The sequence below is a fragment of the Streptomyces sp. NPDC097640 genome (assembly GCF_040302705.1).
Classification (GTDB): domain Bacteria; phylum Actinomycetota; class Actinomycetes; order Streptomycetales; family Streptomycetaceae; genus Streptomyces.
In genome coordinates this window covers 1-18,295 of record NZ_JBEOSB010000052.1, presented here as the reverse complement: position 1 = coordinate 18,295, position 18,295 = coordinate 1, and the positions used below count along the sequence as shown (strand labels likewise).

14 protein-coding genes and 1 riboswitch are annotated in these 18,295 nt (G+C 75.2%); of the genes, 10 read left to right on the top strand and 4 right to left on the bottom strand.

The window, feature by feature from the left end; all coding sequences use genetic code 11:
* Positions 1-402: 402 nt before the first annotated feature.
* The 4 genes from abc-f to ABTY62_RS45995 form a co-directional block, all read right to left on the bottom strand.
* Positions 403-2,001: a ribosomal protection-like ABC-F family protein gene (abc-f, locus tag ABTY62_RS46010; RefSeq protein ID WP_352135369.1), complete on the bottom strand. Its 1,599-nt coding sequence runs from the start codon at positions 1,999-2,001 to the stop codon at positions 403-405.
* 201 nt (positions 2,002-2,202) lie between these two features.
* Positions 2,203-3,666, bottom strand: a complete 1,464-nt coding sequence (locus tag ABTY62_RS46005) for a hypothetical protein (protein WP_352135368.1) — start codon at positions 3,664-3,666, stop codon at positions 2,203-2,205.
* 108 nt (positions 3,667-3,774) lie between these two features.
* Positions 3,775-4,914 carry an alpha/beta hydrolase gene (locus tag ABTY62_RS46000; protein WP_352135367.1) on the bottom strand — a complete coding sequence of 380 codons (1,140 nt, stop codon included), beginning with the start codon at positions 4,912-4,914 and terminating at the stop codon, positions 3,775-3,777.
* A gap of 195 nt (positions 4,915-5,109) precedes the next feature.
* The gene (locus tag ABTY62_RS45995; RefSeq protein WP_352135391.1) at positions 5,110-5,772 is read right to left on the bottom strand and encodes a class II aldolase/adducin family protein; all 663 of its coding nucleotides are present in this window, start codon (positions 5,770-5,772) and stop codon (positions 5,110-5,112) included.
* A gap of 417 nt (positions 5,773-6,189) precedes the next feature.
* Here ABTY62_RS45995 and ABTY62_RS45990 point away from each other — a divergent pair, with 417 nt between their 5' ends.
* The 10 genes from ABTY62_RS45990 to cobC all read left to right on the top strand — a co-directional run bounded on the left by ABTY62_RS45990 (position 6,190) and on the right by cobC (position 18,221).
* Positions 6,190-7,458, top strand: a complete 1,269-nt coding sequence (locus ABTY62_RS45990; protein ID WP_352135366.1) for an inorganic phosphate transporter — start codon at positions 6,190-6,192, stop codon at positions 7,456-7,458.
* A gap of 12 nt (positions 7,459-7,470) precedes the next feature.
* Positions 7,471-7,725 carry a hypothetical protein gene (locus ABTY62_RS45985; RefSeq protein ID WP_352135365.1) on the top strand — a complete coding sequence of 85 codons (255 nt, stop codon included), beginning with the start codon at positions 7,471-7,473 and terminating at the stop codon, positions 7,723-7,725.
* 158 nt (positions 7,726-7,883) lie between these two features.
* Positions 7,884-8,083, top strand: a riboswitch (cobalamin riboswitch).
* A gap of 124 nt (positions 8,084-8,207) precedes the next feature.
* Positions 8,208-9,296 carry a cobalamin biosynthesis protein gene (locus ABTY62_RS45980; RefSeq protein WP_352135364.1) on the top strand — a complete coding sequence of 363 codons (1,089 nt, stop codon included), beginning with the start codon at positions 8,208-8,210 and terminating at the stop codon, positions 9,294-9,296.
* Complete coding sequence (locus ABTY62_RS45975) at positions 9,293-10,861, top strand: cobyric acid synthase (protein ID WP_352135363.1); 1,569 nt, start codon at positions 9,293-9,295, stop codon at positions 10,859-10,861. The genes ABTY62_RS45980 and ABTY62_RS45975 overlap by 4 nt, the downstream gene beginning before the upstream one ends.
* 598 nt (positions 10,862-11,459) lie before the next feature.
* Positions 11,460-13,592 (top strand): putative cobaltochelatase, encoded by a 2,133-nt coding sequence (locus ABTY62_RS45970; protein ID WP_352135362.1) that lies wholly within the window; start codon positions 11,460-11,462, stop codon positions 13,590-13,592.
* Positions 13,592-14,197, top strand: a complete 606-nt coding sequence (gene cobO, locus ABTY62_RS45965) for a cob(I)yrinic acid a,c-diamide adenosyltransferase (protein ID WP_352135361.1) — start codon at positions 13,592-13,594, stop codon at positions 14,195-14,197. Before ABTY62_RS45970 ends, cobO begins: the two co-directional genes overlap by 1 nt.
* 36 nt (positions 14,198-14,233) lie before the next feature.
* The gene (locus tag ABTY62_RS45960; protein ID WP_352135360.1) at positions 14,234-15,646 is read left to right on the top strand and encodes a cobyrinic acid a,c-diamide synthase CobB; all 1,413 of its coding nucleotides are present in this window, start codon (positions 14,234-14,236) and stop codon (positions 15,644-15,646) included.
* Between the two features lie 32 nt (positions 15,647-15,678).
* On the top strand, positions 15,679-16,152 hold the full coding sequence (locus ABTY62_RS45955; protein ID WP_502997656.1) for a cobalamin biosynthesis protein: 474 nt from the start codon (positions 15,679-15,681) through the stop codon (positions 16,150-16,152).
* 109 nt (positions 16,153-16,261) lie between these two features.
* The gene (locus tag ABTY62_RS45950; RefSeq protein ID WP_352135359.1) at positions 16,262-17,158 is read left to right on the top strand and encodes a sirohydrochlorin chelatase; all 897 of its coding nucleotides are present in this window, start codon (positions 16,262-16,264) and stop codon (positions 17,156-17,158) included.
* Positions 17,148-18,221, top strand: a complete 1,074-nt coding sequence (cobC, locus tag ABTY62_RS45945) for an Rv2231c family histidinol phosphate aminotransferase CobC (protein WP_352135358.1) — start codon at positions 17,148-17,150, stop codon at positions 18,219-18,221. Before ABTY62_RS45950 ends, cobC begins: the two co-directional genes overlap by 11 nt.
* The last annotated feature ends 74 nt before the right edge of the window (positions 18,222-18,295 follow it).

Sequence of the window (18,295 nt, the reverse complement as noted above, 5' to 3'; positions counted from 1 at the left end):
CCTCCTCATGGGAAGTGCGCTCTGGACTCTCATGATCACCCCTAGGCGGCTTCCTGGCCACCCATTCGGCAAGGTCGATAGCGGAAGGATTCCCTGAATTCATGGGGTGATCGCCGCCGGAATTAGAGATTCCGCAGGCAGCCGCGCCCTTCAGCGGTCCACATCGTGGACGAATCACCAGGTCAGGCCGTGGGTGGGCGTAATCGCGACAGCGCACGCCGGCGCACCGCACGCCTCACGCACCGGTCGGCGGTGACGCGCCGTGGTACCAGCCGTTCTCACTCAGATGAAGGATCACGCCTAGGCCGAATGATCTATGACGAATGATCTCCGGTGATCCCCCGTGCCCGCCTGTGACCTCCGGCGAACTCCGGTGAACCCCAGCGACCGCTCGGAAGCCGGTCAGGCGAGCGCGACCAGGTCCGCGTAGTCCTCGCCCCACAGGTCCTCCACGCCGTCGGGCAGCAGGATGATCCGCTCCGGCTGGAGCGCGTCGACCGCGCCCTCGTCGTGGGTCACCAGCACCACCGCGCCCGTGAAGGTGCGCAGCGCGCCCAGGATCTCCTCACGGCTGGCCGGGTCGAGGTTGTTGGTGGGCTCGTCGAGCAGCAGGACGTTGGCCGAGGAGACCACCAGCGTGGCCAGCGCCAGCCGGGTCTTCTCGCCGCCGGACAGCACGCCCGCCGGCTTGTCGACGTCGTCACCGGAGAAGAGGAAGGACCCCAGCGTCTTGCGGATGTCCACGAGATCGAGGTCGGGGGCGGCCGAGCGCATGTTCTCCAGGACCGTGCGGTCCGGATCCAGCGTCTCGTGCTCCTGCGCGTAGTAGCCGAGCTTCAGGCCGTGTCCCGGGGTGACCTGCCCGGTGTCCGGCTTCTCGACCCCGGCCAGCAGCCGCAGCAGGGTCGTCTTGCCCGCGCCGTTGAGCCCCAGGATGACCACCCGCGAGCCCCGGTCCACGGCCAGGTTGACATCGGTGAAGATCTCCAGCGAGCCGTACGACTTGGACAGCCCCTCGGCGGCCAGCGGCGTCTTGCCGCACGGGGCGGGGTCCGGGAAGCGCAGCTTGGCGACCTTGTCGGACTGCCGCACCGCCTCGAGGCCGGAGAGCAGCTTCTCGGCGCGGCGGGCCATGTTCTGCGCGGCCACCGTCTTGGTGGCCTTGGCGCGCATCTTGTCCGCCTGGGAGTTCAGCGCCGCGGCCTTCTTCTCCGCGTTGGCCCGCTCCCGCTTGCGGCGCTTCTCGTCGGCCTCGCGCTGGGCCTGGTAGAGCTTCCAGCCCATGTTGTAGACGTCGATCACCGAGCGGTTGGCGTCCAGGTAGAAGACCTTGTTGACGACCGTCTCGACCAGGTCCACGTCGTGGGAGATGACGATGAAGCCGCCGCGGTAGGTCTTCAGGTAGTCCCGCAGCCAGATGATGGAGTCGGCGTCGAGGTGGTTGGTCGGCTCGTCCAGGAGCAGGACGTCGGAGTCCGAGAAGAGGATGCGGGCCAGCTCGACCCGGCGGCGCTGACCGCCGGAGAGCGTATGCAGCGGCTGCCCGAGCACGCGGTCCGGCAGCCCGAGGCTGGCGGCGATGGTCGCGGCCTCCGCCTCGGCGGCGTAACCGCCCTTGGTGAGGAACTCGGTCTCCAGCCGCTCATACTTCTTCATCGCGCGCTCGCGGGTGGCGCCCTTGCCGTTCGCCATCCGGTCCTCGTTCTCGCGCATCTTGCGCAGCACCGAGTCCAGCTCGCGGGCGGACAGGATGCGGTCGCGCGCCAGGACGTCGAGGTCGCCGGTGCGCGGGTCCTGGGGCAGATAGCCGACCTCGCCGGAGCGGGTGATGGTGCCGGCGGCCGGCATGCCCTCACCGGCCAGGCACTTGGTGAGGGTGGTCTTGCCCGCGCCGTTACGGCCGACGAGGCCGATGCGGTCGCCCTTGGCGACGCGGAAGGAGGCGGACTCGATGAGGATACGGGCGCCGGCACGCAACTCGATGCCAGAGGCGGTGATCACGGGAATTACTCCAGGGCAGGGGGACGGCTGGACGGACGGGCGAAAGCGGCCGACGCCGTCTAATGCACGAGGAGAATTGCCATGCGCATTAGTTTAGCGGTGCCCGCAAGCGATTTTTCCCGGCCTGTCCACCACGCGGACCGCCCCGACCGCCTCGCTGCTGTGTTGTCGCCCACACCCCTCGGGCGCCGCCCGGCCTCCTCAGGCGCCGCCCGTGTGCACCTGGAAGGCCGCGCGGCGCACCGCCTTGGCGAGCGCCGGGTCGGGGTGGGCGGCGGCCAGCGCGACCAGGACGTGCACGGTGCGGGGGTGGCCCACGGCCCGTACCTCCTCGAGCAGCGCCGGGACCGTGCCCTGCACGGCGGACTCCAGGTGGCGCACCAGCATCGGGCTCTCGCCGTGGTCGGCGACGGCGGCGGCCGTGTCCACCCACAGCCAGGTGGCCTCCTCGCGGGTGAGCACGTCCATCGCGTCCTCCGGGTCAGCCCCCTCGTGCTCGGCCAGCCACAGCAGCGCGTACGGGCGCAGCGCGGACTCGTCGACCACGGCCCGCACGGTGGGCTCGGCGGGCGCCCCGACCACGCGCAGCGCCTCGAAGGCGAGCCCGCGCAGCAGCGCGTCGTCGCCGCGCGCGGCCTCGATCAGCTCGGTCACGGCGCTGCCGACGGGGCGGGCGGCGAGCCAGGCCCGGTACTCGGCGCGGGCCGGGCCGGGGGTCAGGCCCGCGCAGCCGCGCAGCATGTCGGCGGCGGGCTGTTCGATGTTTCCGGCGGGGCTCTGGGCGGCGACGCAGATCTGCTCCAGCTTGAGCCACACCGCCCAGTTGCCGAGCGCGCTGAGCACGGCCTCGCGCTCGTCGGCCCCGTCCCTCCGGACCGCCTCGTCCGCGGCCTCCTGGGGGCCGTCGAGCACCTCGAGGGCGCCCACGGAGGCGAGCGCGTCCAGGGCCCAGTCGAGCAGCGTCTCCAGGTCGGGGGTGCCCGGCGCCGTGGCGAGCGCGATGTCCTCGGGGCCGGGGGCGGGCGGGGCGTCGTCCGGGCCGGGGGCGGGGACGGGGCCGTACGGCACCTCGCACCGCTCGGTGCGCAGCTCGGCGACGCGCTGCCTGAGCATGTCCAGGAGCGTCGCGACCTGCACCGGACCGGCCGACAGCTGAAGCAGGGACAGCAGCTGCGGCAGCGCCTCGACGACCTCGGCGACGGCCGTGGGCTCGGCCGTGAGCGGGGCCGGGCGGGCGAGGGACCAGGCGTCGAGCAGCGCGACCCAGCCGCGCAGCACCGCGCTGTCGTCGCTGTCCCAGGCGCGCAGCCGCCAGCCGGGGCGGGCGATGCCGCCGTGCAGCTCGATCAGGCCGACCAGGCGGGCCCGGTCCCAGTCCGCCCGGACCTGTTCGGGTGGGACTCCCAGCGCGGCGGCCGCCTCGGCGACCGCCTCGGCGGAGAGCACGCCCGGGGCGCCGTGCCGGCTCGCGGCCCAGCGGGAGATCAGGACGGCCCCGGCGAGTCCCGTTCGGGCCTGCCGGGCCAGCTCCGTGGGCGACGGAGTGCCCTCGGGCGGGCGGGGCGCCGGTCGGGAGCCTCGGTTCGGCACGGCCCGGTGGGCCGTGGCCATCGGCCGCTGGCGGACGAGTCGGAGCCGGGAGTCGCGCGGAGTACGGGACGTCACGGGAGCAGTCTCGCCCGTGACGGCCCGAAAGCCCAATCGGCACCCGTACGGCGGTTGCCGCCGCAGGTCGTGGCGGTCCGGCCGAGCCCGCCGAAAAACGGCCGTCCCTCACATCAGCGGCATCAGGAAGCGGCCCAGCATCTCCTCGTACCCCTCGGGGTCCGCGTTCCACATCGCGGCGTGCGGGGCTTGGCGGACCGGGTGAAGGGTGACCAGTTCCGAGTGGCGCCGCGCGAGTTCGCGCGAGGCGGACCAGGGGGCGATGGTGTCGTCGGGGCCGTGCATGACCAGCGTCGGCACCTTCAGCCGGTCCAGGTCGTCGGTCACGGCCGCGCCCGTCCCGGGCTGCCCGTCGTACGGCCCGGCCCGCCCCTCGGCGGCCCTTATCGCGAGCGGCAGCAGCGCGGAGGGGATGCGCCGGGCCGAGGCGAGCGCCCGCAGCGTGGCGTGCCGGTCGAGCACCGGCGAGTCCAGGACGAGCCCCACGATCCGGTCCCGCAGCGCGGAGTTCACGGCGACGCGCAGCGCCATGGTGGCGCCGATGGACCAGCCGTACAGAATGATCCGCTCCGCGCCGTAGCGCACCGCGTAGCGGATGGCGGCGTCCAGATCGCGCCATTCGGTGTCGCCGAGGTGTCCGATGCCGTCCTCGGGGCGGGGGGCGCCCGGGTCGCCGCGGTAGGTGATGTCGAGCACCGGGAACCGCCGCCGGTGCAGAAACGGCATCAGCGTCATGGGGTGCTCGCGGGTGGTGCCGAGGCCGTGCACGGTGATCACCCAGGACAGCCGGTCGCCGGGGACGAACCAGGCGGGCAGCGCGCCCAGTTCGCCGGGCACGTCGACGTCGGCGTGGTCGAGCCCGAGCGCGTCCCGTGGATTGCCGATGTACACCTGCGGGGTGAACCGCACCCGGGTGCCGGGGGCCAGGGTGCCGTGGGTCACCCGCTCCAGGCGGCGGACCACGCAGTCCGCGGGGTGCGGGGCGTCCTCGACGACGGGCCCGACGACGGCGTGGCAGCCCGCGCCGGCGAGGCCGTACGTGCCGGGGCGCAGCGAGGCGAGGCTGCGGGTGAGGGTGATCTGGCCGGCGTCGGTGGAGTGCACGGTGAGCGGCGGGTCGTGCGGCAGGGGCCGGTCGGGGCGTGGCTTGAGGGCAGCGTCGCTGGCGTACCGCCCGGCCGCCACCGCGGCCGCGCCGACACTGAGCATCGTGGTGGCGGCCACAACCGCCTTCGTCCGCTGGCGCATCCCTACCCAGTGTGGGCGGAGAGGGCGCCGCGGGCCAGCGGGCGTGCCCGGCCGGGTGATCGGGCATGCCTGTCAGGGGGGCCGGGACCTGCGATGTCGTGCGGTGCGCGGGGAGCCTGCCCGCTCCCGGGACGCGGCCGGGCCCGGGACGCGGCCGGGCCCGGCGGCCGCGCCCTGGCTGCCCGGGCCCGGGACTCAGCGGGTCTGGCCGTAACCGCGGAGCTTGTCCGCGGCGCGGCGCAGTTCGTCGGGCGGCAGGAGGGTCGGGGTGCGCCCGGGGACGGCGGCCGCGGTGAGCCAGACCCGGCACATCCACTCCAGCTGGGCGGTCCGGTCGTACGCCTGGTCCAGCGTGGCGCCGTAGACGACGGTGCCGTGGTTGCGCAGCAGACAGCCGCTGCGGTCTCGGAGCGCGTCGAGCATCTTCCGGGCCAACTCGTCGGTGCCGTAGAGGGCATAGCCCGCGACGCGCACCGGGCCGCCGAGCGCGCCGGTCATGTAGTGGATCGCCGGAACCTCGTCGACCAGGGTGGAGACCGCCGTGGCGTGCACCGCGTGGGTGTGGACGACGGCCGCGGCGTCGGTGTGGCGGTAGACCGCGAGGTGCATGGGCAGCTCGCTGGTGGGGGCCAGCTCGCCGAGCACCTGACGCCCCTCCAGGTCGACGCCGACCGCGTCGCCCGGGCCGAGCCGGTCGTACGGGACGCCGCTCGGGGTCACCAGCACGGTGTCGCCGACCCGGGCCGAGACATTGCCGGAGGTGCCGACGACCAGGCCGTCGGCGACCGTCCTGCGGGCCGTCTCCACCACCCGCTCCCATGCCTCCGCCACGTCCCGCGGGTCCCGGGCCTCCGCCAAGTCCTGCTGGTCCCGGGCCACCCCGGGATCCGGTCGCTCCCCGGGCCCCGTCGGCCGTACGGTCTCCGGCTCCGTCACGATGCCTCACCTCCGGGCGCCGATCATGGCAGGCGAGGCATCCTGTACGCATCAGGGAGAGGCCGGGGGATCATCGGCGCCGCCTTCGCGCAGGTGCGTCACCCCTGAGCCCACCTCAGTTCACCTCCCGTTCACCCCATGTCCTTACGGTCGTGGTGCATGCTTCGGCTGTCGCGCCGATTGCCCGGGTGTGCACCCCTTCCCCTCCCATGGGAGGGGATTTCTGACGTGGCTGCCTCGGTGGCCTCACGACGGCCAAGTTGCACCACGGAATGTAGCCAACCTGCGACGCTCCGTGTCACGAAGTTCGGGGATCGCATTCCCCCGCGAAGGAGTTCGATGGAACACATCACGCTTCTCATTGGGATCGTGATCGTCACGGCATTGGTGTTCGACTTCACGAACGGCTTCCACGACACGGCCAACGCCATGGCCACCACCATCTCCACGGGAGCTCTCAGCCCCCGGATCGCGGTCGCGATGTCGGCGGCCCTCAATCTCGTCGGCGCGTTCCTCTCCGTGGAGGTCGCCAAGACGATCTCCGGAGGGATCATCGACGAGGGCGCGGGGATCCAGCCCGAAGTGATCTTCGCGGGCCTGGTCGGCGCGATCGTCTGGAACCTGCTGACCTGGCTGGCCGGGCTGCCCTCCAGCTCCTCGCACGCCCTCTTCGGCGGCCTCATCGGCGCCACCCTGGTCTCCGTCGGCATGGACGGGGTCAACAGCGACAAGATCGTCATGAAGGTCCTGATCCCGGCCGTGGCCGCGCCGGTCGTGGCCGGCGTCGCCGCCCTGGTCGCGACCCGGCTCACCTACCGGCTGGCCCGCGACCGCGACCCCCAGGACACCGCGAAGGGCTACCGCGCCGGGCAGATCGCCTCGGCCGCGCTGGTCTCCCTCGCCCACGGCACCAACGACGCGCAGAAGACCATGGGTGTGATCACCCTGGCGCTGATCACCGGCGGCGTGATCGTCCCCGATTCCGACCCGCCGCTGTGGGTCATCGTCGCCGCGGGGCTGGCCATCGCGCTCGGTACGTACCTGGGCGGCTGGCGCATCATCCGCACCATGGGCAAGGGCATCACCGACATCCAGCCGCCGCAGGGCTTCGCCGCCCAGACCGGCGCCGCGACCGTCATCCTCGCCTCCTCCCACATCGGCTTCGCCCTCTCCACCACCCAGGTCTGCTCCGGCGCCGTGATGGGCGCGGGCGTCGGCCGCAAGGGCGGTGTGGTGCGCTGGTCCACCGCGGGCCGCATGGTCCTCGCCTGGTTGCTCACCCTGCCCGCCGCGGGCCTCGTCGCGGGCGGCGCGGCGCTGCTGGCGGACCAGGGCGACTGGGGCGTCACGACGGTCGCCGTGCTCGCGGTCGCCGCCTGCGCCGCGATCTGGGCGGCCTCGCGCCGCAAGCCCGTCGACCACACCAACGTCAACGACGTCAACGACAGCACCGACGCCGGGGCGGCGCCGGCCGAGCCGGTGGGCGTCGTCACCGCCGCCCTCCAGTCCGTGGCCCCGCCGCCCGCCGGGCCGGTCGCCCCCGCGCACGCCTCCTCCCCCTCCGCCACCCCGGCCGGCGCCTCCGCCGCCACCGGCAGCACCAGCTAAGGAAGTAACGCGATGAGCATCGACTGGGCGGCTCTCGGCCAGGTCTTCGGCGTCAGCCTCGTGGTGACCGTCGGCTTCGTGGGCGTCTTCACCCTCGGCATCCTCGGCGCCTCCCGCAAGCCCCAGCAGGCCGAGGCGGGCCAGGACACCGCCGCGGCCCCGGCGGGTGCCGGCGTCGGCGTCGGCCCCGCGCGCGCCGCCGCGTACGCCTGCTTCGCGCTGTGCGCGGCGACGGTGGCGTACGGCATCAATCTGATCGTGGCCTGACGGCCTGAACCCGCACGGCTCGGCCGTGTTCCAGCAGTAGCCGCGGCCGCCGGGCCGGGCCGCGCCGACCAGCGCGGACCCGCCCGGCGGCCGTGGCGTGTGCGGCGCGTGTGGGCCTCGGCACACTCGCGCATCCCGGGGCATTCGCGAGTTGACGGCCATTCGCGGCCCATGGTGGACTTCCCGAGCCAAACGGCGGCAGGAGAGGAAGCCGGTGAGAATCCGGCGCGGTCCCGCCACTGTCACCGGGGAGCGCTCTCCCATAGCCCGCACAAGTCACGGCCTCCGTACGGAGGCTGGAAGACCGGGAGAAGCGCGGATCCGGGAGCCAGGAGACTCTCACCGCCGGTCACGTCGAACCAGGGCGCGGACCCTGAGTGAGGACATACCGCCATGCCCGGCACCGCCATGCCGCCGACGCCGACCCGCCCGCGGCCCGAACTCCACGCCCCGACGCGCCGAGGCACGACGGCGGACTGACGATGGGTGCCGATCACGCCTCGTACGCGTGCGGCGCCGCCCTCGGCTTCCTCGGCGACCTCGCCACGGGCGATCCGCGCCGCGGCCACCCCGTGGCCGCGTTCGGGCGCGCCGCCCTGGCCGTCGAGCGGCTGCTGTGGCGCGACCACCGCGGATCCGGGGCCCTGTACGCCGCGCTGTGCGCGGGCGGCGCGGCCGCGGGGGCCGCGCTTTCGGTGCACGCCGTACGGGCCTTGGGCAGCGACTCCTCGGGTGGCCCCTCCCGCGCCGCGCACACCGTACTGACCGCCGCCGCCACCTGGGCCGTGCTCGGCGGGACCACGCTGGGCCGGGAGGCGCGCGCCGTCGGCGGCGCGCTGGCCACCGGGGACCTGGACGCCGCCCGGCGGCGGCTGCCGCACCTGTGCGGCCGGGACCCCCAGGCGCTGGACGAGCGGCAGATCGCGCGCGCGGTCGTCGAGTCGGTCGCCGAGAACACCTCGGACGCCGTCGTGGGCGCGCTGGTGTGGGGGGCCGTCGGCGGGGTGCCGGGCCTGGTCGGCTTCCGAGCCGTCAACACCCTGGACGCGATGGTCGGCCACAAGTCGCCGCGCTACCGGCGGTTCGGCTGGGCCGCGGCCCGGCTGGACGACCTCGCCGGCTGGCCCGGCGCGCGGCTCACCGCGACGCTGGCCACCCTGGCCGGGCCCGACCCGCGCGGCGCGCGGCGCGCCTGGCTGCGCGACGGCCACCGCCATCCGAGCCCCAACGCGGGCCCGGTGGAGGCCGCGTTCGCGGGCGCGCTCGGCGTACGGCTGGGCGGCACTCTCGCGTACGGCGGCCGCGTTGAGCACCGGCCGGTGCTCAACCCCGGCGGGCGGGCGGTGGAGGCCGCCGACATCGAGCGCGCGGTTCGGCTGTCGCAGCGCGTCGGCGCCCTGGCGCTCGGCGTGTCCGTCGGGGCCCGGCTGGCAGTGGGGGCGGCGCTGGGGCCGTCCCGTGCCCCACATGGCGCGCTCGCCCGCTGGGCACGGTCCTTGCGGACGGACGGACCCGGAACGGGACCTGGCAGGACGGCGCGGCCTGCGGCCGCGGGGAGGGACAGCGTATGAGCGGCATACCCGGCGGGGGCGCGACCGGGGCACAGGGCGGCGGCCTGCTCGTCGCGGGCACCACGTCGGACGCGGGCAAGAGCGTCGTCACGGCCGGGATCTGCCGATGGCTCAGCCGTAAGGGCGTCAGCGTCGCGCCGTTCAAAGCGCAGAACATGTCGCTCAACTCCTTCGTGACCCGCGACGGCGCCGAAATCGGCCGCGCCCAGGCCATGCAGGCCGCGGCCGCGCGCGTCGAACCGAGCGCGCTGATGAACCCGGTGCTCCTCAAGCCGGGCAGCGACCGCAGCAGCCAGGTGGTGCTGCTGGGCAAGCCGGTGGGCGAGCTGAGCGCGCGCGGGTACCACGCGGGGCGCCAGGAGGCGTTGCTGGGCACCGTCACCGAGTGCCTCGCCGAGTTGCGGCGCACGCACGACGCGGTGATCTGCGAGGGCGCGGGCAGCCCCGCCGAGATCAACCTGCGCCGCACCGACATCGTGAACCTGGGTCTCGCCCGGGCCGCCCGGCTGCCGGTCGTCGTGGTCGGGGACATCGACCGCGGCGGCGTCTTCGCGTCGTTCTTCGGCACGACCGCGCTGCTCTCCGAGGCCGACCAGCGGCTCGTCGCGGGCTATCTGGTGAACAAGTTCCGCGGCGATGTGACCCTGCTGGAGCCGGGCCTGGAGATGCTGCGCGGCCTGACCGGCCGCCCGACCATGGGCGTGCTGCCGTACGCGCACGGGCTCGGCATCGACGAGGAGGACGGCCTGCGTGTCTCGCTGCGCGGGACGGTGCGCGAGAGCGTCGTCGCGCCGCCGCACGGCGCGGACATCCTGCGGGTCGCGGTCGCCGCGGTGCCGCTCATGTCGAACTTCACGGATGTGGACGCGCTGGCCGCGGAGCCGGGCGTGGTCGTGCGGTTCGTGGACCGGCCGGAGGAGCTGACCGACGCCGACCTGGTGGTGCTGCCCGGCACCCGCGGGACCGTACGGGCCCTGGAGTGGCTGCGCGAACGCGGGCTGGCGGCGGCGATCGCGCGGCGGGCCGCCGAGGGTCGCCCGGTGCTGGGCATCTGCGGCGGCTTCCAGATGCTCGGCGAGCGCATCGAGGACGAGGTCGAGTCGCGGGCCGGGACGGTCGAGGGGCTGGGGCTGCTGCCCGTACGGGTGCGGTTCGCGGTGCACAAGACCCTGGCGCGGCCGGTCGGCGAGGCGCTCGGCGAGCCGGTGGAGGGCTACGAGATCCACCACGGGGTCGCCGAGTTGCCGGACGGCGCGGGCGAGCCCTTCCTGGACGGCTGCCGGGTGGGCTCGGTGTGGGGCACGCACTGGCACGGCTCGCTGGAGAGCGACGGCTTCCGGCGCGCCTTCCTGCGACGGGTCGCGGACGCGGCGGGCCGGGCGTTCGTCCCGGCGCCCGACACCCGCTTCGGGGAGCTGCGCGAGGAACAGCTGGACCGCCTGGGCGACCTGATCGAGGAACACGCGGACACGGACGCGCTGCTGCGGCTCATCGAGAACGGCGTCCCGGAGGGACTGCCGTTCGTCCCACCGGGCGCACCACCGTTCCCGCGGGAGCCCCGGTGACCCCCACAACAGCCACCAAGCCCCCCACCGTACGCACCGCCCCCGCCACCGCCGCGGGCCCGGCTACGCCGGGCACGACGCTCGACCGCCGACGCCGACCGGGGACCCGCGGGCCCGCCCCCGAATCGGGAAAGGGTGGGGCGGAGAACAGACCCCAGGCCACCCGCACCACTGGCCCCGCCAGAGGCACAACCAGCCCCAACCCGGGCACCCCCCACGTCGCTGGAGGCCTCCCCCGCAGCGCCTGCCCGGCCTCGCCGAGTTCGGCGCTCGGCCGCCGTCGTCAACGGCCGGTCGCAACCGGCCTCCATGGCCCGGGGGCCCGGGGGCTCGCCCCCGGATCGGGAAGGGGCGGGGAGGGGAACAAAGCGCAGATCACCCCCACCACTGACCACGACAGCGGCCCTGCCTCGCCGGCCACGGCGCCCGGCCACCGACGCCAACGGCCGGTCGCGACCGGCCCCCACGGCCCGGGGGCCCGGGGGCCCGCCCCCGGATCGGGAAGGGGCGGGGAGGGGAACAAACCCCGGGCCACCCGCCTCCGCCTCCGCCAACGCCCACACCGCCATCGCCCCCTCACCGCAGGAGGAACCCCCGTATGACCGCCGCCCCCTACCCCTTCACCGCGCTCGTCGGGATGGCCGACCTGCGGCTGGCGCTTCTGCTCAACGCCGTGTCACCGGCCGTGGGCGGGGTGCTGGTGCGGGGCGAGAAGGGCACCGCGAAGTCGACGGCGGTGCGGGCGCTGGCCGCCCTGCTGCCCGGCATCGACGTGGTGCCCGGCTGCCGCTTCTCCTGCGACCCCGCCGCGCCCGACCCACGCTGCCCGGACGGCCCGCACGAGCCGGGCAGCGGCACCCTCCGGCCCGCCCGGATGGTCGAGCTGCCGGTCGGCGCCTCCGAGGACAGGCTGGTCGGGGCGCTGGACATCGAGCGGGCTCTCTCAGACGGAGTGAAGGCGTTCGAGCCGGGCCTGCTGGCCGACGCACACCGCGGCGTGCTCTACGTCGACGAGGTCAACCTGCTGCACGACCACCTGATCGACCTGCTGCTCGACGCGGCGGCCATGGGCGCCTCCTATGTGGAGCGCGAGGGCGTCTCCGTACGGCACGCGGCGCGCTTTCTGCTGGTGGGCACCATGAACCCCGAAGAGGGCGAGCTGCGGCCCCAGTTGCTGGACCGCTTCGGCCTCACGGTAGAGGTCGCGGCGTCGCGGGACACCGACGAGCGGGTCGAGGTGGTGCGGCGGCGGCTGGCGTACGACGAGGATCCGGCCGCCTTCGCCGTGCGCTGGGCCGACGAGGAGGGCGCGCTGCGCGAGCGCGTCGCGGCGGCGCGCGCCCTGCTGCCGCACGTGCGCCTGGGCGACGGCGCGCTGCGGCAGATCGCGGCGGTGTGCGCGGCGTTCGAGGTGGACGGGATGCGCGCGGACATCGTGACGGCGCGGACGGCGACGGCGCTGGCTGCGTGGGCGGGGCGTACGGAGGTGACCACCGAGGACGTGCGGCAGGCCGCGCTGCTGTCGCTGCCGCACCGGCGCCGGCGGGCGCCGTTCGACGCGCCGGGGCTGGACGAGGACAAGCTCGACGAGGTGCTGCGCGAGTCCGGCGGCGCGGACGACGACCCGGATCCGGACCCGGGCGACGGGCCCGAGGGGCAGGAAGGACCGGACGGACCAGACGAGGGACCGGGCGGACCGGGCGGGCCGGGCGGCGGACAGCCGCCGCAGGGCGCGCCGGAGCAGGCGCCGCCGCAGACCGGGCCCTCCGTCCCGGAACAGCGCACGGGCTCCGACGGTCCGGAGGCCGCGGCCGAGACGCCCGGTGCCAACGCCGCCGGGCCCGGCGGCGAACGCGCCGCCGTCGGCGCCGCCGAGCCGTTCCGGACGCGGCGGCTCGACGTGCCGGGGCTCGGCGAGGGCGCGGCGGGGCGGCGGTCGCGCGCCCGCACCGCCCACGGCCGCACCACCGGCGCCCGCCGCCCGCGCGGGACGCTGGCCAAGCTGCACCTGTCGGCGACCGTACGGGCCGCCGCCCCGCACCAGCGCGCACGCGGACGCCAGGGCCCGGGTCTCGTCGTGCGCCGTGACGACCTGCGGGAGGCGGTGCGCGAGGGGCGCGAGGGCAACCTGGTGCTGTTCGTGGTGGACGCCTCGGGGTCGATGGCCGCGCGGAAGCGCATGAGCGCCGTCAAGGGCGCTGTGCTGTCGCTGCTGTTGGACGCGTACCAGCGGCGGGACAAGGTCGGCCTGATCACCTTCCGGGGAGCGGAGGCCGCCCTGACGCTGCCGCCCACCTCGTCGGTGGACGCGGGCGCGGCCCGGCTGGAGAGGCTGCCGACCGGTGGGCGCACCCCGCTGGCCGCCGGGCTGCTGAAGGCCCGCGAGGTGCTGCGGATCGAGCGGCTGCGAGACCCGTCACGCCGTCCGCTGCTGGTCGTGGTGACGGACGGGCGGGCCACGGGCGGACCGGACCCGGTGGCCAGGGCCGGGCGCGCGGCGCGGCTGCTGGCCGACGACGGGGTCGCCTCGGTGGTGGTGGACTGCGAGTCGGGACCCGTCCGGCTGGGCCTGGCGGGCGCGCTGGCCCGCGAGCTGCGCGGCACGCCGGTGACGCTCGACGAACTGCGCGCGGACAGCATGACCGCGCTGGTGCGCGACGCCCGCACCGCACCCGATACACGAACCGCACGAACCGCACGAACCGCACGAAAGACATGGAGGGCCGCCTGATGCCGCAGGGACAACCGACCGTCGTGCCCGACGACGGGCTGACCACCCGGCAGCGCCGCAACCGGCCGCTGGTGCTTGTGCACACGGGCGTCGGCAAGGGGAAGTCGACGGCCGCGTTCGGACTGGCGCTGCGGGCGTGGAACCAAGGATGGCCGGTCGGTGTATTTCAGTTTGTGAAGTCGGCGAAGTGGCGGGTCGGCGAGGAGCGGGCGCTGCGCGTCCTCGGCGAGTCGGGAGAAGGGGGGACGGTCGCATGGCACAAGATGGGCGAGGGCTGGTCGTGGCTCCAGCGCGGTCAGCAGGACGCCATCTCCAGCGAGGAGGCGGCGCGCGAGGGGTGGGAGCAGGTCAAGCGGGATCTCGCGGCGGAGACATACCGGCTGTATGTGCTGGACGAGTTCGCGTACCCCATGCACTGGGGCTGGGTGGACACCGAGGAGGTCGTCTCGGTACTGCGCGACCGGCCCGGGACCCAGCACGTGGTCATCACGGGGCGTAACGCACCGGAGCCGCTGCTGGACTTCGCGGATCTGGTCACCGACATGTCCAAGGTCAAGCACCCGATGGACGCCGGTCAGAAGGGGCAGCGGGGCATCGAGTGGTGAGGGTTCACATGGGAGACGGTCAATGGTGAGGGCTCAGTGGTGAGCGTGCCGCGCCTGGTCATCGCCGCGCCCGCCTCCGGCAGCGGCAAGACCACGGTGGCCATGGGCCTGATGGCCGCCTTCGCGGAGCGCGGTCTCGATGTGTCGCCGCACAAGGTCGGCCCGGACTACATCGACCCCGGCTATCACGCCCTGGCCGTCTCGTCCCCGGCCCGCCCCGGGCGTGCGGTGCGCCCGGGGCGGAATCTGGACGCGTATCTGTGCGGGCCGGAGCGGATCGCCCCGCTGTTTCTGCACGGGGCGGCCGGTTGTGACCTGGCGGTCGTCGAGGGCGTGATGGGGCTGTACGACGGGGCGGCCGGGCAGGGCGAGCTGGCGTCGACGGCGCATGTGGCGAAGCTGCTGCGCGCGCCGGTGGTGCTGGTCGTCGACGCCTCGTCGCAGTCCCGCTCGGTGGCGGCGCTGGTGCACGGCTTCGCGTCCTGGGACCCCGAGGTGCGGGTGGCCGGGGTGATCCTCAACAAGGTGGGCTCGGACCGCCACGAGGAGCTGCTGCGCGAGGCGCTGGGCGAGTCGGGGGTGCCGGTGCTCGGCGCGCTGCGGAGGGTGCGCGCGGTGCGCGCCCCGAGCCGCCACCTCGGGCTGGTGCCGGTGGCCGAGCGGCGGGCCGAGGCGGTCGAGTCCGTGGCCGCGCTGGCCGAGCGGGTGCGCGAGGGCTGTGACCTCGAGGGCCTGCTGGCCCTGGCGCGCAGCGCGCCCCCGCTTGCGGATCCGCCCTGGGACCCGGAGCGGGAGACCGCTCCCGCGCGCGGCGGCGCGGAGGCGGCCGCTGGCGGGGCGCGGCCGGTCGTCGCGCTGGCGGGTGGGGCGGCCTTCACCTTCTCGTACGCGGAGCACGCCGAGTTGCTCACCGCGGCGGGTGCGGAGGTGGTGCCCTTCGACCCGCTGCGGGACGAGCGCCTCCCGCCCGGCACCGCGGGCCTGGTGATCGGCGGCGGCTTCCCGGAGGTGTACGCACCGGAGCTGTCGGCGAACGAGCCGCTGCGCGGGGCGGTGGCGGAGCTCGCGGCGGCGGGAGCGCCCATGGCCGCCGAGTGCGCGGGGCTGCTGTATCTGGCGCGCTCGCTGGACGGCGAGCCGATGTGCGGGGTGCTCCCCGCGGAGGCGCGCATGTCGGAGCGGCTGACGCTGGGGTACCGCGAGGCGGTGGCGATCGGGGACAGCGCGCTCGCCGCCGCGGGGACCCGGGTCCGCGGGCATGAGTTCCACCGCACCGCGGTGGAGCCGGGCACGGGTCCGGAGCCCGCGTGGGGGCTGGTCCGCCCGGAGCGCCGGGTGGAGGGGTTCGTCCAAGGCGGTGTGCATGCGTCGTATCTGCATGTGCACTGGGCGGCGATGCCGGAGGCGGCGGTCCGGTTCCTCGCCGGTTGCGCGCCGCGGAGCGGGTGAGGGGGCGGGAATTGCGGCAGGAAGTGGCGAGCGTGACCCGCTCCCCCGGCCACCGCTGGGCTGAGGCGCCCCCAGCGGCACGCCCGCGGCTTGTCGTCGGGGTCGGTGCCGGGCGCGGCGTGTCCGTCGGGGAGGTGGCCGGGCTCATCCGGCGGACGCTGGCCGGGGCGGGGCTTTCGGAGGGCGCGGTCGTGGAGTTGGCCACGGTCGAGGCCAAGGCCGCCGAGCCGGGGCTGGTCGCCGCCGCGGCCCGGCTCGGCGTGCCGCTGCGGGGCTACGGGGCCGCGGCGCTGGCCTCCGTCGTGGTGCCGGGCCCGTCGGGGGCCGTGCTGTCCGCCGTGGGGACGCCGAGCGTCGCCGAGGCGGCGGCCCTGCTCGCCGCGGGGCCGGGGGGCGAACTGCTCGTGGCCAAGCGGAAGTCGGAGCCGCGCGGCCGTCCCGCGCGTGCCACCTGCGCCGTCGCGCTCCGCCCGGGCGCGGCGGTCAAACACCCGCGGGGCGGGTAGGGATGACCTGCCTTCACACCGCCCGACCGACCTCAGTAACGTCTCGGGTCGGGATCCCAACCCCCGCATCGCACTGTGCCACCCGCACCACCAGCACCAAGGAGACCTCGTGACGACCCCGCCCGCGCTGCTCATCGCTGGCATCGGCACCCGTGACGAGAGGCGCACCGACGCCTTTCGCGACTTCGTACGGGAGTTGGGCGCCTACAATCCCGGCCTGCCCGTCGCGGGCGGACTGACCGGCCAGGGCAGATTTCCGCTGGGCGACGCGGTGGCCGGACTCGCCGAGGAAGGCGTGACCCGGTTCGCCGTCGTGCCGCTGACGTTGATCCCCACCGAGCGCGCGGAGCAGGACCTCACCGCCGCGCTGGACCGTGAGCTGGAGCTGCGCCCCGGCTCGTCGTTCGTCCGCGCCCGCCCGCTCGGCCCGCACCCCCGGCTGCTGACCATGCTGGAGCGCCGCCTGGACGAGGCGCTGGGCGACCGCCCCCGCTCCCCGTCCGACCGGGCGGAGACCACCGTCCTGCTGGTGGGCTCCGGCTCTGTCTTCCCCGAAGCCAACGCCGAGGTGCACCGGGCCGCCCGGCTGCTGTGGGAGGGCCGCGGCTTCGCCGGTGTGGAGACGGCCTTTGTCTCGCTGGCCGCGCCGGATGTGGCCTCGGGCCTGGACCGCTGTGCGCTGCTGGGGGCGCGGCGGATTGTGTTGCTGCCGTACTTCCTGTTCGCGGGGGTGTCGCTGGACCGGGCCCAGCAGCAGGCGGAGGGATGGTCGCTGGCCCACCCGGACATCGAGCTGCTGACCGCCGATGTGCCGGGTCCCGCGGAGGAGCTGGCGAAGCTGGTCATGGAGCGCTACCGGGAGGTGGCCGGGGAGCAGCTCACGGAGGAAGCCGCAGGGGAGGCCGGAGACGAGGCCAAGGAGCAGACCGGGGACGCGGCAGGCTGCCCGGCCGGCGTTCCCTCGCAGGAGAGCCGTCGAGCCGGCTCCCCCGTCGATGTCCGCTGAACAGCCCGACGTGTCCCCCGGGTTCGACCCGCGCCATCTGCGTCACCACGGTGACGCGGAGGTGCGGGGCTCCGGCCCCGAGCTGACGGACCTCGCGGTCAATGTCCGGGCCGACACGCCTCCCGGCTGGCTCAAGGCCCGGCTGGCCGCCACGCTCGACGGCCTCGCCGCCTACCCGGACGGCCGCGCGGCGCGTCGCGCGGTCGCCGAGCGCCATGGTGTGCCGGAGGCGCGGGTGCTGCTGACGGCGGGCGCGGCGGAGGCGTTCGTGCTGCTCGCACGGGCCCTCCCGGTGCGGCGCCCGGTCGTGGTGCACCCGCAGTTCACCGAGCCGGAGGCCGCGCTGCGGGACGCCGGGCACCGGGTGGAGCGGGTGGTGCTGGACGAGCGGGACGGCTTCCGGCTGGACCCGGGCGCGGTGCCGCACGAGGCGGATCTGGTGGTGGTCGGCAACCCCACCAACCCGACGTCCGTGCTGCACCCGGCCGCCGCGGTGGCCGCCCTGGCCCGCCCGGGGCGGACGCTGGTGGTGGACGAGGCGTTCATGGACGCGGTGCCCGGCGAGCGGGAGTCGCTCGCCGCCCGCACCGATGTGCCCGGTCTTGTCGTGCTGCGCAGCCTCACCAAGACCTGGGGGCTGGCGGGGCTGCGGATCGGCTATCTGCTCGCGGAGCCGGATACGGTCACGGCGCTGGAGCGGGCGCAGCCGCTGTGGCCGGTGTCCTCCCCGGCCCTGGCGGCGGCTGAGGCGTGCAGCGCGCCCGCCGCGCTCACCGAGGCGGCGCGCGCGGCGGACACCATCGCCGCCGACCGGGCTCATCTGGCCGCCCGGCTGGCCGAGTTCGAGGACGTCCGGGTGTGCGCTCCGGCCGCCGGACCCTTCCTGCTGATCCACCTGCCGGAGGCCACCGCGGTCCGCGCCCGCCTGCGCGAGTTCGGTTTCGCGGTGCGGCGCGGTGACACCTTTCCTGGCCTGGGCCCGGACTGGCTGCGGCTCGCGGTCCGCGACCCGGCCACGACCGACAGCTTCATCACCGCCCTGGCGAAGGCCCTGGCCGACTGAAGGCCCTGGCCGACCGCAGACCGGCCGACCGCTGACCGGCGCGGGGCGTCGCGCGGCGGGTGGCCCGCCGCGCG

Excerpts from the sequence above, each read along its gene's own strand:
- ABTY62_RS46000 (WP_352135367.1), bottom strand. The coding sequence starts at position 4,914 with ATGCGCCAGCGGACGAAGGCGGTTGTGGCCGCCACCACGATGCTCAGT.
- ABTY62_RS45990 (WP_352135366.1), top strand. The coding sequence starts at position 6,190 with ATGGAACACATCACGCTTCTCATTGGGATCGTGATCGTCACGGCATTG.
- ABTY62_RS45985 (WP_352135365.1), top strand. The coding sequence starts at position 7,471 with ATGAGCATCGACTGGGCGGCTCTCGGCCAGGTCTTCGGCGTCAGCCTC.
- ABTY62_RS45980 (WP_352135364.1), top strand. The coding sequence starts at position 8,208 with ATGGGTGCCGATCACGCCTCGTACGCGTGCGGCGCCGCCCTCGGCTTC.
- ABTY62_RS45975 (WP_352135363.1), top strand. The coding sequence starts at position 9,293 with ATGAGCGGCATACCCGGCGGGGGCGCGACCGGGGCACAGGGCGGCGGC.
- ABTY62_RS45970 (WP_352135362.1), top strand. The coding sequence starts at position 11,460 with ATGACCGCCGCCCCCTACCCCTTCACCGCGCTCGTCGGGATGGCCGAC.
- cobO (WP_352135361.1), top strand. The coding sequence starts at position 13,592 with ATGCCGCAGGGACAACCGACCGTCGTGCCCGACGACGGGCTGACCACC.
- cobC (WP_352135358.1), top strand. The coding sequence starts at position 17,148 with ATGTCCGCTGAACAGCCCGACGTGTCCCCCGGGTTCGACCCGCGCCAT.